We start from the raw sequence: 13806 nt of genomic DNA on the forward strand, positions 1-13806 counted from the left end.
CGTCGGCAGTCAACCTTGTTCGTAGGCGGCGATGAAGTCGTCGCGAGCGATGCCCGCTTGGCGGCAAATGGTGCGGAGCGTCGATGCCTTCAGGTGTGGATGGTTGGGGATGGTCATCGGGGTGACGGTGCCGTCCGGGTTGGCGCGGCGGAGCGCGATGTGCTGGCGCTCGCGTACGACCTGGAAACCCAGTCGCGAGAGTGCGCGGAGCACCCGCTGCTTGTCGGCATCGACGGGAAACTTGGACATCGGTCCAGGGAATTGCCGGTCGTCGGCCTGCTCAGGCGATGGCCGCCTCGGCGATGAATGCGTCCAGCACCGGGTCGTCCGGCTCTAGTCCTTCTGTGCCGAAGGTTTCGACGTGGAACTGCAATGCGGATTGCACGTCGCTCAGGGCTGCGTTGAAACTGTCGCCCTCGCCGACGACAATCCCCTTGATCCCTACCGGATAGGCGACGTAGCCGTCGGCATGCTTCTCGATGACGATCTTGATGTTGTTCATGTGAGCTCTCCGCACAGTGGCTGACCCGCCGCCGAGGTGGCGGGCGCGTCTAGACCTCCCGATAGATCCGCGCCCCGTCCTCGACGAACTCGCGGGCCTTCTCCTGCATGCCCAGCTCGATGGCCCGCTCGGCGTCGTCGAGCTGGTGCGCCTTGGCATAGTCGCGCACGTCTTGGGTGATCTTCATGGAGCAGAAGTGGGGGCCGCACATGGAGCAGAAGTGGGCGACCTTGTGCGAGTCGTGGGGCAGGGTTTGGTCGTGGAATTCGCGGGCGCGGTCGGGGTCGAGCGAGAGGTTGAACTGGTCCTCCCAGCGGAACTCGAACCGCGCCTTGGAGAGCGCATTGTCGCGGATCTGCGCACCGGGCAGGCCCTTGGCGAGGTCGGCGCCGTGGGCGGCGATCTTGTAGGTGACGATGCCGTCGCGCACGTCCTGCTTGTTCGGCAGGCCGAGATGCTCCTTGGGCGTCACGTAGCAGAGCATGGCGGTGCCGTACCAGCCGATGTTGGCGGCGCCGATGCCGGAGGTGATGTGGTCGTAAGCCGGCGCGATGTCCGTGATCAGCGGCCCCAGCGTGTAGAAGGGCGCCTCGAAGCAGTCCGCAAGCTCCTTGGTGACGTTCTCCTCGATCATCTGCAGCGGCACGTGGCCTGGCCCTTCGATCATCACCTGGACATCGTGCTCCCACGCGAATCGGGTCAGCTCGCCTAAGGTTTCCAGCTCCGCAAACTGCGCCTTGTCGTTGGCGTCGGCGATGCTGCCCGGGCGCAGCCCGTCGCCGAGCGAGAAGGACACGTCATAGGCCTTCATGATCTCGCAGATCTCATTGAAATGCGTGTACAGGAAGTTCTCGCGGTGATGGGCCAGGCACCACTTGGCCAGGATGGAGCCGCCGCGGGAGACGATACCCGTCACGCGGTCCGCCGTCAGCGGGATGTAGCGCAACAGCACGCCGGCGTGAATGGTGAAGTAGTCCACGCCCTGCTCGGCCTGCTCGATGAGGGTGTCGCGGAACATCTCCCAGGTCAGCTCTTCCGGCTTGCCGTCCACTTTCTCCAGCGCCTGGTAGATGGGCACGGTGCCGATGGGCATGGGCGCGTTGCGCAGGATCCATTCGCGGGTCTCGTGGATGTTCTTGCCGGTGGAGAGATCCATCAGCGTGTCGCCGCCCCAGCGGGCGGACCAGACCATCTTTTCGACTTCTTCTTCGATGCTGGAGGTGGTGGCCGAGTTGCCGATGTTGGTGTTGACCTTCACCCGGAAATTCCGGCCGATGATCATCGGCTCCAGCTCCGGGTGGTTGATGTTGGCGGGGATGATGGCGCGCCCGCGGGCGACCTCGTCGCGGACGAATTCGGGCGTGATGGTCTCGGGCAGCGCGGCGCCGAAGGACTGGCCCCGCTGCTGGCGCAGCAGCTTCTCGTAGCGCGGGTCGGCGCGCAGCTCGTCCAGGCGCATGTGCTCGCGGATGGCGACGTACTCCATCTCCGGCGTGATCTCGCCGCGGCGGGCATAGTGCATCTGCGAGACGTTGTGCCCGGGCTTGGCACGGCGCGGCGTGCGCAGGTGCTCGAAGCGCAGATGCGCAAGCCGCGGGTCCCGCTGGCGGTGGCCGCCGAACTCCGACGTCGGCCCGGCCAGCGCTTCGGTGTCGCCGCGGGCATCGATCCACGCAGCGCGCACGTCCGGCAGCCCGCGCAGCAGGTCGATGGTCACGTCCGGGTCCGTGTAGGGGCCGGAGGTGTCGTAGACGAAGACCGGCGGGTTCTCTTCGATGCCGTCGGCGGTGCGCGTCGGCGACTGTGCGATCTCGCGCATGGGCACGCGGAGGTCCGGCCGCGAGCCCGTCACATAGCGCTTGGTGGAGGCGGGGAAGGGGCGGGTGACCTCGTCCGACAGCCGGGCGGTGGTGGCGATGAAGTCTTTAGGGATGGCGCTCATGACGGCTCCTCAGGGCTCGGCTGGCCCGGTTGCGACGACGGGCCGGTGCAATGGCAGCGGGAGCGGTGCGAGCGGCGAGGCAGAACAGGCAGGTACGGCTTCGGCTCGTCCGCGCTTCCCTCCGCCGGTATCAACCGGATCAGGTTCCAAGGGACTCTCTCAGCCCGTGTGCGACGACGGGCACCCCCAGCGGGACTCGCCGGGAACGCTAGCCAAAGGCAGGCGCGAATGCAACCGCTTCCGTCACAGGCCCTTTCCACCATGCGCCCGCTCCGTGATTGGTCGAAGCGGCGGAGGTCGAAGCGGCGGAGGTCGAATCGGCGGAGGTCGAATCGGCAGAGGTCGAATCGGGTAAGTCGAATCGGCAGAGAGGTTGCTATCGGCTTGTGGCCGGTCATCCAGCGGTCACCGAAGTGCGCTAAGTTGCCCGGTCCGCCGCCGTTCGCGGGCGGCGCCAACCAATCATCCGATGAGGAGCACACCATGGACCCAAAATCGATGTCGACCCTCGGCGCCACCTCGTTGCTGGCCCTGACGCTCGGGCTCGCCGGCTGCGGCGAGGGCGAGCAGGGCGCACAGCCGGGCGAGCGTGCACCGGCCGCCGAGGTCGCCCCTGGCGCCGCCCCAGACGCCGCCCCTGATGCGGCCAACGACGCAATCGCCGAGCCGCCGCCCCCGGCAACGTCGGACGCTGAGCCCGTGGCCCCGCCGTCGTCGCTGGATTCCATCGAGGCCCATGCGCGGGCGGCCGCGAAGGAGCTTCAGGCCGCCGGCACCGAGGCTGCCGCCGCTGCCGCTGCCGCGACCCGGGCCTTCTCCGAGACCGCGTCCGAGCGTGCCGCCGAGCTGTCCGCGGCGCTGGAAGAGCAGGGCAGCGCCCTGGCAGGGCAGGCGAGCGCCCGCGCTGAGGAGCTGATGACCCGCGTGCGGGGCCATCTGGAAGACAACGACTTGGGCTCCGCCAATGACGCGCTGCAGAAGCTCAAGGACCTTCAGCACGAGCTGCCGGAGGAGCTGAGAACGCAGATCCAGCAGTTGCGCGAGAAGATGAACGACATGATCGACGACCAGACCGCCGGCTGACGTCGCCCGCGCCGACCGGCAACCCCGTGGCCCGCGGCTCGCCGTGGGCCCGCCGCCCGCACCGAGCCCGATCCATGACCCAGCCGCCCCACCCGCACCTCGCCGACAGCCCCTGGCCAAGCGCCGCCGAAGAGAACCCCGAGGAGCCCACCCCCGAAAGCCCGCAGATGGCCTCGGCCTCCTTTCGACTGGCCTACGCCGACATCGACTTCCTGCGCCGCGCGGAGCTGCGGCCCGTACGTCTGCAACTGGAGCTGCTGAAGGCGGAGCTGGCGCAGCAGGAGGCGGGCGTCGAGTCCACCGTCGTCATCTTTGGCAGCACCCGCATCCCGGAGCCCGAGGCCGCGCGGGCGCGGCTCTGCGCCGCCGAGGACGCGCTCGCCGCCGCGCCGGACGACCCGGTGCTCGCCGAGCGTGCGGCCGTCGCCCGGCGCATCGAGGCGAAATCGAAGTACTACGACGAGGCCAGGCGGCTCGCGGCCATGATCACCGAGGTCTCGCAGCAGAACGACCACCGGGACTTCGTCGTCGTCACCGGCGGCGGGCCGGGCATCATGGAGGCCGCCAACCGCGGTGCGGCCGACGCCGGCGGGAAGAGCCTGGGGCTCAGTATCGTGCTGCCGCACGAGGAGCGGCCGAACCGCTACGTGACGCCGGAGCTGTCGTTTCAGTTCCACTACTTCGCGGTGCGCAAGATGCACTTCGTGCTGCGGGCGCGGGCGCTGGTGGTGTTCCCGGGCGGCTACGGCACGCTGGACGAGCTGTTCGAGACCCTGACGCTGATCCAAACTCGCAAGGTGCACCCGGTGCCGGTGCTGTTGTTCGGTCGTGACTACTGGGAGCGCGTCATCAGCTTCGACGCGCTGGTGGAGGAGGGCACCATCGACCCGAGGGACCGTGACCTCATCACCTATGTCGAGACCGCGGAGGACGCCTGGGCGCGCATCCGGGCGTTCTGGCACGCGGCCGATATGGGCGCGGGGTGAGCGGTTGGCGGGATGTCGATTTCGATACCGATTTCGATTTCGATGCATCGATGGTGGATGGTGGATGGTCGGGAGTATTGGGTTTTTAGATTGCTTGGCTTGAGATAATTTATCGCGTTGATGTTGCGGGGGCGCCGGTTCTGGCGAATCCTAGCGGGCCGCTTGGCAATTGCCCTTGCCGACACCGCTGGATGGAGCAACAAAACCATGACCGATCGCATCGACGTCGGCGGCCTGCAGGTCGCCACTGCCCTGCATGACCTGATCCGCGACGAGATCGCCCCCGGCACCGGCATCGAGCCGGCGGCCTTCTGGGCCGCCCTCGCGGACATCGTCGCCGAGCTCGGACCGCGCACCAGTGCACTGCTTGCGCGCCGCGATGCGCTCCAGGCGCAGATCGACGACTGGCACCGCGAGCGCCGCGGCCAGCCCATCGATACTGCCGCCTACCGCGCCTTCTTGACCGACATCGGCTACCTGGAGCCGGAAGGCCCGGAGTTCCGCGTCACGACAAGCAACCTGGACCCCGAGATCGCGAGCATTGCCGGCCCGCAGCTCGTCGTGCCCGTCAACAACGCCCGCTATGCGCTGAACGCCGCCAACGCCCGCTGGGGCAGCCTCTACGACGCCCTCTACGGCACCGATGCGATCCCCGAAGACGGCGGCGCCGAGCGCAGCAGTCAGTTCAACCCGGTGCGCGGCGAGCGCGTGGTCGCTGCCGCGGTGGCATTCCTGGACCAGCGCTTCCCGCTCGTGGGCGGCGCGTCCCATGGCAGCGTGTCGGGCTATCGGGTCGAGGACGGCCGGCTCCGCGCCGGCGACGCGGCGCTGGCGGACCCCGACCAGCTCGCCGGCTGGCAAGGGCCGGCCGATGCGCCCACCGCGGTGCTGCTCGTGAACCACGGCCTGCACGTGGAGCTGCTGATCGACCGCGCCCATGCCATCGGCGCCAAGAGCCCGGCCGGCGTCAAGGACGTGGTGCTGGAGTCCGCCGTCACCGCCATCCAGGACTGCGAGGACTCTGTAGCTGCCGTAGACGCCGAGGACAAGGTCGGCGTCTACCGCAACTGGCTCGGCCTCATGCGCGGCGACCTGACGGCCAGCTTCAGCAAGGCCGGCAAGATGCTGGAGCGCCGCTTGGAGCCGGACCGCAGCTACACGGCACCCGACGGCGGCGAGCTGACGCTGCCCGGCCGCTCCCTGATGCTGGTGCGCAATGTCGGCCATCTCATGACCACGGACGCCGTGCTGACCGCCGACGGCGAGGAGATCCCGGAGGGCATTCTCGACGGCATGGTCACGGTGCTCGCGGCCGTGTACGATCTGAACGGGCTTGGTCCCAACGGGGGCGCCGTGCGCAACAGCCGTGCCGGCAGCGTCTACATCGTCAAGCCCAAGATGCACGGGCCGGACGAGGTGCAGCTCGCCGTGGACCTGTTCGCGCGCATTGAGGACGCGCTCCACCTGCCGCGCAACACGCTCAAGATCGGCATCATGGACGAGGAGCGGCGCACCACGGTGAACCTCAAGGAGTGCATCCGCCGCGCCGCCGAGCGCGTCATCTTCATCAACACGGGCTTCCTGGACCGCACGGGCGATGAAATCCACACCAGCATGGAAGCCGGCCCGATGCTGCGCAAAGGCGCCATGAAGACCGCGCCCTGGCTGCTGGCCTACGAGGACTGGAACGTCGACACCGGCCTCGCCTGCGGCCTGCCCGGCCATGGCCAGATCGGCAAGGGTATGTGGACCATGCCGGACGAGATGCGCGCGATGCTCGACACCAAGATCGGGCATCCCCGGTCCGGCGCCAACTGCGCCTGGGTGCCGTCGCCGACGGGTGCCACGCTGCATGCGCTGCACTACCACGAGGTCGATGTTGCCGCCCGCCAGGCGGAGCTCGCCGCCGGCGGCCCGCGCGCGGCGCTGGACGACATCCTGACCATCCCGCTCGCGGACCCGGCCACCTGGACGGCGGACGACATCCAGCAGGAGCTGGACAACAACTGCCAGGGCATCCTCGGCTACGTCGTGCGCTGGATCGACCAAGGCATCGGCTGCTCCAAGGTGCCGGACATCACCGACACCGGCCTCATGGAAGACCGCGCGACGCTGCGCATCGCAAGCCAATGCCTCGCCAACTGGCTGTACCACGGCGTCGTCGGCAAGGAGCAGGTGATGGCGACGCTCAAGCGCATGGCCGAGGTCGTGGACCGCCAGAACGCCAATGATCCGATGTACCGGCCCATGGCCCCCGGCTTCGACGGCATCGCCTTCCAGGCCGCCTGCGATCTCGTCTTCAACGGCCGCGCCGAGCCCAACGGCTATACCGAGCCGGCCCTGCACCGCCGCCGGCGGGAGCTGAAGGCGCAGGGCTGAGCTGCCGCCCCCGGGTACGCCGACTTCAGTCGGCCCCCTCGGTAAGGGCGGACTTCAGTCCGCCGTCGGCGCTGGCTTGATCGGCCGAGCAAGCCGCGGTTCGGCTGCGTGTGAGCATCCCACCACGGCTCACGGCCGATCAGGTGGAGTCGGGATCGATGCCGAGCGCTCGCAGGCGCCGAGCATAGCGGTCGGCCCGCGCGTCGGCCGCCTGCCGCAGCGCCGCTTCCTGCTGGCGCTGCTGCTCGGCGTCCTTCCGCAGGGCGGCCTCCTGCTGGCGCTGCTGCTCCGCATCCTTCCGCAGCGCGATCTCCTGCTGGCGCGCCTGCTCTGCCTGCCACCGCAGCGCCGCCTCCTGCCGCCAAAGGTCCTCCAGGGCCGCGGCGTCCAACAGCGTCTCGCCGCTCGCGGCATCGACGATGACCACACCGCGGTGGCCGGGCTCGGTGCCGAAGTCGAGCCCGGTCGTGCGGCTGCGCAGCAGGCCCCGGGCATCGGGTCGCAGCGGGCGGTAGCCGCCGCCGATCAGGCGGTAGCCCTGGATCGAGTAGCTGACGACGCCTATCGGCTCGAAGGTCTTCACGATCAAGTACTCGCTGATTCCGGCGCGGCGGTAGATCTCGACCTTCTCGGTCTCGTCGCCGTCCTGGTAGGGCGAGACCACCTCGATGATCAGGCTCGGTCGGGTGCCCTCGCTCGGCACGCGGAAGGAATTGCGGGGGCGGTCGCGGTCACGGATGTCCGGGATCACGGCGATGTCCGGGGCCGGCTCCTTGAGCCCGGCGATGCCCCATTTCATCTTGACGTCGCTGTAGACCGCCCGGGTCGGATCGTTGCGGAAGTGATGGCGAAGCCTGACCGCAAGGTCGTGCACACAGAAGTCGTGCTCCGTCCCTTGGATCAAGTGGTCGCCCTCCTGCGGGTCGAGAAAGGCGTCGGGCGCCAGCGGCTCCTCGCGATAGCCGAGCGTGCCGTCCGGGTACCGAACCGGGACCTCGCGCCAGCCGTGGGGCGAGGCGTCGCTGCCGACGGGGGCCGCATTGGGCTGCATGGCACTGGCTCCAGGCTCCGACGGGATCGAATCGAGCCCGGAGTATAACGTCGGAGCGTGGGCATGTGGAAAGCCGCAGGCCCGCCGCGGAGCAGTTGCCGATGACGTGAAGTTTACTCCTCAGAACAGGCGGTTGGTGTAGATGGCTCTGGCCCGGCCCAGTCTCTCGATTCGGGCCGGAGCTGGGCCGGAGCTGGGCCGGAGAGCCGACCTCCAGGTCGGCTCCGCACGCGCGGTATCGGTGCATCCCGCTCTGTCGGTGTTGACCTGGAGGTCAACACTCCAGTCGGAGCGCGCGAACGCGCCGCGACGTCCTGACACGGTCCGTTGCCCAATCTCGGGACGTCTGCCAGTCCCGGGCCGGATGAATCCGACGTACCCGGGCTGCACTGACCCCTTGAATGCGGGACGAATATCGCCCGTCCGCCCCAGGCTGTCATCCGCGCGTAGACACCTTGCTCAGGCGCGGTTTAGTGTCTCTCCTCATCGCATCCAGGGGCTTTTGCCGTCTCCGGTATGCGCGGATGCAGGATCGGCAGGACGGTCTTTTCCAGGCGAGGACAGCATGAGCACAACGGACCAGCCGGGCGTCGCCGGCGTCGAGGCAGAGGTTGGGGTTCCGGGCATCGCCGGCGCCACGGACGTGGACGCCGGTCTGTACAACGTGTCGGCCGAGCACGGCGACCGGCAGGCGCAGGCTGCGGCGCCGGCGCTGGAAGGCGGCGCATCGGCTGCGCTGCTGACGGACGCGACCGGCCGGATCATCAGCGCCAATGGCGCAGCCGCCGCGATGCTGGGCTATAGCGAGGCGGAGCTGCTCTCGCTGTCTCTCGGCGACATCGATCCGAGTCTCGGCTTGGAGCGGCTGCGGCAGGTCAACGGTGCTTTGCTGACACAAGGCGTGCTGCGCTTTGAATCCATTGCGCGCCATCGCGGCGGCCATGCGATTCCGGTGGAGGTGACGCACTGCGCCATGGATGGTCGGCAGCCGGCGGAGCTTGTGGCGCTGTCCATCCTCACGGACATCACCGAGCGCAAGCGTGCCGAGGCCGAGCTGGAGCGCCATCGCTGTGACCTGGAGGCATTGGTCGAGGCCCGCACCGCCGAGCTGGCCGAAGCCCTCTCCCGCCTCCAGACCGCCACCGCGGCTGCCGAGCTCGGTTTCTGGGAGCTGGACCTGACGGACCAGAGCACCACCTGGGACGAGCGCAGCTTCGAGATCTTCGGCTTTCCGGAGCCGGCACGCCGCCCGACCCCCGACCTCGACTTGTGGCTGGCGCTCGTGCATCCGGAAGACCGGCCAATCATCGAGGCGAGGCTCCCGCAGGTCGGCGAGACCATCGGCCCCTTCCGCTACGGGCACCGTATCGTCCGGCCGGACGGCGCTGTTCGCCACATCTCCGCCACCGGCCAGGTGGTGCGCGATGAGCAGGGCGCGCCAAGGCGCATCGTGGGTTTCAACCAGGACGTCACCGAGGCCGTGGAGGCGGAGTTGGCGCTCCGCCGCTCCGAAGAGCGCCTGCAGAACATCCTCTACGGCACCGACGCCGGCACCTGGGAATGGAATGTCAGGACCGACGCGGTCGTCTTGAACGAGCGCTGGGCGACCATGCTCGGCTGGACGCTGGCCGAGCTGGCACCGCATAGCATCGATACCTGGAAGCGACTGACCCATCCCGACGACCTCCGCGAGGCCATGGCGCGCCTTGCCCGCTGTCGCGGGAGGGAGGCCCCGCTGTACGAGTGCGAGCTGCGCATGCGCCACCGCGACGGGCACTGGGTGTGGGTGCTCGACAAGGGGCGGGTGGTGGAATGGGGCGCCGACGGCGAGGCCGTGCGCATGGCAGGCATCCACCTGGAGATCAGCGACCGCAAGTGCGCCGAGCAGGCCTTGGCCCGCCAGGAGGAGCGGTTCCGGCGCTTCTTCGAGGACAACGGCTCGGTGATGGTGATGATCGACCCCGACAGCCGCCGCATCGAGGCCGCCAACCAGGCCGCTGTGGCGTTCTACGGCTATCCGGCGGAGCGCCTGGTCGGCATGTGCATCGACGACATCAACACCCTGCCATCGGCTGCGCTGGCAGCGCGGGTGCAGGAGATCCGCGCGAATCGGCTCGCGGTCTTCAGGTCCTCACACCGTCTGGGTTCGGGAGAGGTGCGCGAGGTCCGGGTGTACAGCTCGCTCATCCAGGTCGACGATCGGACGCTGTTGTTCTCGATCATCCACGACGAGACCGCCCGCGTGCGCGCCGAAGCCGAGCTGCGCGAGGCCAAGGAGGCGGCCGAGGCCATGGCCCTGGCCAAGGGCCGATTCCTCGCGCAGATGAGCCACGAGATCCGCACGCCGATGAACGGCGTCCTGGGGCTCGCCGAGCTGGCCCTGCACCGACCGCTGGAGCCCGTGGCCCGGGGCTATCTGGAGAAGCTGCTGCGCTCCGGCCGCAGCCTGCTCGGCATTTTGAACGACATCCTCGATCAGAGCCGCATCGACGCGGGGCATTTGCAACTGCAGCACGCGCCCTTCGACGTGCAGGAGCTCCTGGGCGGCCTGCTGGACCTGTTCGGCGAGCTGGCCGCCGAGAAGGGGCTCAGGCTGCACGTCTGCGCCGCGGACGATGCGCCCCGCCACCTGCTCGGTGATGCGCTACGTGTTCGCCAGGTGCTCGCCAATCTGATCGGCAACGCCATCAAGTTCACCGAGCATGGCGAGATCCGCTTGCAGGTCACCTGCCTTGGGGTGCAGGACGGGGTGGCACGGGTGCGCTGGGCGGTGACCGATACCGGACCCGGCATCGATGCGGCGAGCCGGGCGCGGCTCTTCACGCCCTTTGCGCAGGGGGACGAGTCGATCTCCCGCCGCTACGGCGGCACGGGCCTGGGCCTCAGCATCAGCCGTGGGCTGGTGGACATCATGGGCGGGCGGCTGTCGGTCGACAGCACGCTCGGGGCGGGCAGCAGCTTCGTCGTGGAGCTGCCGCTCGCGGTGGCGGCCGCGCCTGCGCCGTCCGCAACGCAGCATTCGGCCCCCGCGGATTTGCGCGGGGTGCGGGTGCTGGTGGCGGAAGATCACCCCATCAACCGTCAGGTGCTTGCCGACATGCTCGCGCTGCTCGGCGTGCAGGCGACCCTGGTCGTCAACGGCAAGGAGGCGCTCGACGCGCTGGAGCGGGCATGCTTCGACGCCGTGCTGATGGATATTCAGATGCCCGAGATGGACGGCCTCACCGCCATCGCCCGCCTGCGCGAGCGGCCCGGCGGCGGCGCGTTGCCCGTGATCGCCATCACCGCGGGGGTGACGGAGGCCGAGCGCGCCCACGTCGCCGCGGTCGGCGCGAACGAGCTGCTCGCGAAGCCGGTGAGCCTGGAGACCCTGGTGGACGCGCTGCTGCGCTGGCTGCCCGCCGGCTCGGCGGCGCCGGCCGCGCGGCCGGACGGGGAGCAGCCGCGCCCGGCGGCCCCGGCCGGAGCGTCCGCGGCGCCGCTGCCGGCGTTGCCCGCCCTCACCGGCTTCGACATGCAGCGGCTGCAGAAGACCATCGGCCGCCAGCGCGTCGAGGTCTTTGTTCAGTTGTTCGCCGAGTCGACCGGCGACGACATGGCCGCGTTGGAGCGCGCCCTGGATGCCGGCGACCGGGCCGCCGCTCGGCGAGCGTTGCACAGCCTGCGGGGCGCCTGCGCCTTCGCCGGTGCGCTTGCGCTGGACGACAGCGCGCTGTCGCTCGCGGACACGCTCAAGCAAGGCCAGCCGGCGGCCGGTCCCCTGGCTGCGCTGCGGCAGGCCTACCATGACGCCGGCGCGGCGCTCGCATCGCTGTTGCCGTCGGCCGCCGGCGACGGTGCCTGAGCCGGGAGGCGCGGCGCGTTGCTCGCCGGGCCGATGAGCGGGGCCGAGGTCGCTGCGGGTACACTGTCGGCCGTGCCGAGCACGCCGCCCTCTTGCCGACGCTTGTCCCTGGAGACACCAATGCCCCCGCAACGCCCTGGCCGACGTCCCGCTTGGCGCCTCGCGCTGCCGCTGCTGCTGGCCGCGGCCGGCGCGAGCGCCGGGCCGATCACGGTGCCCGATATCGTCGCCGAGCTCTCGGCCAGCGACTATCGCGGCTATGTGGAGGACTTGGTCGGCTTCGGTACGCGCTGGTATGCCACCGACGGCAACGCCGCGGCCACGGACTATGTGCGCGATACGCTGGTGGGCTTTGGTCTCGACACCCGCGAGCACCGGTTCGACTACGGCGGCGTGACCTTGGCCAACGTCGAGGCGACCCTGCCCGGCCTGGTGCGCCCGGACGACATCTTCATCCTCGGTGCGCACTTCGACTCCATCGCCAGTCGCAGCCCCGGCAAGCCGTCTGCGAACGACGCGCCCGGTGCCGACGACAACGCCAGCGGTACCGCGGGGATGCTGGAGATCGCCTCGGTGCTGAGCCGCTACCGGTTCGAGGCGACCATCCGCTTCATCGGCTTCAATGCCGAGGAGCAGGGCATGAAGGGCAGCGAGGCCTATGCCGAGGATGCGTGGAGCGCGGGCGAGCGCATCCTCGGCATGGTGAACCTGGACATGATCGGCCGCACCGACGGTACAGCCGCGGAGGACATCGAGGTCATCGGCGACGCCGACCTGGTGGCCCTGCTGGTGGCCAACATCACCGCGTTCACGTCGCTGCCGGTGTCCGGCCACGTCGAGACGCCGCTGTGGAGCGATCACCAATGGTTCGCGGCCGGCGAGTATCCGGGCTCCGAGTCGGTGATGCTGATCGAGGACGAGCTCTGGGAGCTTTGGTCCACCAACCTGGACTACCACAAGACCTCGGACACCGCGGACAAGCTGGACTACGGCTTCGCGCTGGAGGTGAGCCGCGGCGCCGCGGCGGCGATGATCGATCTCGCGGGATTGGCGGGATTCGCGGGCGTGCCGGTGCCGGTGCCGGCGGTGTGGCTGCTGTTGCTGCCGGGGCTGCTGCTCATGGCCCGCGATGGTCGTTGCCGTGCCCGGCGAGCGTGAGGTCCCGGCGTAGCGCCCGTCGGCGCGGCCGCGAGCAGGCGGACATCAACGTCGCCAGCTTGCAACCGGAACGGGCGCATCCCATTCAGCAGTCGGCGTCGCGCGGTGGTTGCGCGGCAGGTGCTGCTGCCCTTGGTCGGGCATTGGAGGATCGACGATGACCCCTGTTTTTGAACACAATTTTGACACGAACCGCTCCGCCACCGGCTCCCGCGGGGCCGTGATGGGCCTGCTCGCCGTCGCGCTGCTGCTCGCCGCCGGCGCCGCACAAGCCGGCCGCAGCGGCGCCTTCGAGGGCACCGTGGAGCGCGTCTGGGAAGACGGCTTTCGGCTCGACGCCGGCTCGCGTCAGGTGACCGTGGACGCCTACGACCTCTGCGGCGACTTTACGCAGCGCCATGTCGCCGTCGGCGACCGTCTCAGCATCACCGGCGAATTCGAGGGCGGTGAGCTCGACGTGTTCACCATGGTGCGCGAGGACGGCAGCAAGGTCTGCCGTTGAGCCGAGCCCCATGGGGCGCCGACCGGGATCGCCGGCTTTCCAGCCGGCTCGCCGCCGGGGCGGCGAACTGGGACTGCCGGCTTTCCAGCCGGCTCGCCGCCGACGCGGCGGACTGGGAGCGCCGGCTTTCCAGCCGGCTCGCCGCCGACGCGGCTCAATGCCGCGTCGCCGGCGTCTCAGCCGACAAGCGGGCACATGCGCAGTCGTCCGCCCCGCGGCGCGGCATGGCCAACCGCCCGGCTCCCGCGCCGCAGATCGCGCGCCGGGGGCATCGAGCCCCCGGCACGCGAAGCCGGCTGAAAGCCGGCGGTCCCAGTCCGTGCCGGCGCGGTTTCGAGCTCGCTTGTCGGGCCTGGATC

11 protein-coding genes and 1 riboswitch are annotated in these 13806 nt (G+C 69.5%); of the genes, 7 read left to right on the forward strand and 4 right to left on the reverse strand.

Annotation, left to right across the window (positions count from 1 at the left end; genetic code table 11):
- Positions 1 to 9 precede the first annotated feature (9 nt).
- From ML01_RS15560 to thiC, 3 genes are read right to left on the reverse strand one after another with little or no spacing between them, the layout of a single operon-like run.
- Positions 10 to 249, reverse strand: coding sequence for a type II toxin-antitoxin system HicA family toxin (locus ML01_RS15560; protein ID WP_058556318.1), 240 nt, complete (start codon positions 247 to 249; stop codon positions 10 to 12).
- Positions 250 to 280: 31 nt separating this feature from the next.
- On the reverse strand, positions 281 to 502 hold the full coding sequence (locus ML01_RS15565) for a type II toxin-antitoxin system HicB family antitoxin (RefSeq protein WP_058556319.1): 222 nt from the start codon (positions 500 to 502) through the stop codon (positions 281 to 283).
- A gap of 49 nt (positions 503 to 551) precedes the next feature.
- Positions 552 to 2444 (reverse strand): phosphomethylpyrimidine synthase ThiC, encoded by a 1893-nt coding sequence (gene thiC / locus ML01_RS15570; protein WP_058556320.1) that lies wholly within the window; start codon positions 2442 to 2444, stop codon positions 552 to 554.
- Positions 2445 to 2543: 99 nt separating this feature from the next.
- Positions 2544 to 2642, reverse strand: a riboswitch (TPP riboswitch).
- A gap of 285 nt (positions 2643 to 2927) precedes the next feature.
- On the opposite strand from thiC, the gene ML01_RS15575 reads away from it, so the two are divergent.
- The 3 genes from ML01_RS15575 (at position 2928) to ML01_RS15585 (ending at position 6892) form a co-directional block, all read left to right on the forward strand.
- Positions 2928 to 3527 carry a hypothetical protein gene (locus ML01_RS15575; RefSeq protein WP_156427757.1) on the forward strand — a complete coding sequence of 200 codons (600 nt, stop codon included), beginning with the start codon at positions 2928 to 2930 and terminating at the stop codon, positions 3525 to 3527.
- Positions 3528 to 3694: 167 nt separating this feature from the next.
- Complete coding sequence (locus tag ML01_RS15580; RefSeq protein ID WP_216819202.1) at positions 3695 to 4513, forward strand: TIGR00730 family Rossman fold protein; 819 nt, start codon at positions 3695 to 3697, stop codon at positions 4511 to 4513.
- A 207-nt stretch (positions 4514 to 4720) separates the two neighbouring features.
- The gene (locus ML01_RS15585; protein ID WP_058556323.1) at positions 4721 to 6892 is read left to right on the forward strand and encodes a malate synthase G; all 2172 of its coding nucleotides are present in this window, start codon (positions 4721 to 4723) and stop codon (positions 6890 to 6892) included.
- A gap of 139 nt (positions 6893 to 7031) precedes the next feature.
- Here the strand turns inward: ML01_RS15585 and ML01_RS15590 are convergent, their stop codons facing one another.
- Entirely contained in the window at positions 7032 to 7943 is a 912-nt protein-coding gene (locus tag ML01_RS15590) for a Uma2 family endonuclease (RefSeq protein ID WP_058556324.1), read from the reverse strand.
- A gap of 565 nt (positions 7944 to 8508) precedes the next feature.
- On the opposite strand from ML01_RS15590, the gene ML01_RS15595 reads away from it, so the two are divergent.
- From ML01_RS15595 to ML01_RS30260, 4 genes are all read left to right on the forward strand, one after another.
- On the forward strand, positions 8509 to 11787 hold the full coding sequence (locus ML01_RS15595; protein ID WP_058556325.1) for a PAS domain S-box protein: 3279 nt from the start codon (positions 8509 to 8511) through the stop codon (positions 11785 to 11787).
- A 120-nt stretch (positions 11788 to 11907) separates the two neighbouring features.
- Positions 11908 to 12945, forward strand: a complete 1038-nt coding sequence (locus ML01_RS15600) for a M28 family metallopeptidase (RefSeq protein WP_058556326.1) — start codon at positions 11908 to 11910, stop codon at positions 12943 to 12945.
- Between the two features lie 157 nt (positions 12946 to 13102).
- Positions 13103 to 13447 carry a hypothetical protein gene (locus tag ML01_RS15605; RefSeq protein WP_156427759.1) on the forward strand — a complete coding sequence of 115 codons (345 nt, stop codon included), beginning with the start codon at positions 13103 to 13105 and terminating at the stop codon, positions 13445 to 13447.
- The coding region (locus ML01_RS30260; RefSeq protein ID WP_216819201.1) for a hypothetical protein at positions 13444 to 13806 on the forward strand (363 nt) is incomplete at its 3' end. The genes ML01_RS15605 and ML01_RS30260, both read left to right, overlap by 4 nt.

It is taken from the genome of Thiohalocapsa sp. ML1, assembly GCF_001469165.1.
GTDB lineage: Bacteria > Pseudomonadota > Gammaproteobacteria > Chromatiales > Chromatiaceae > Thiohalocapsa.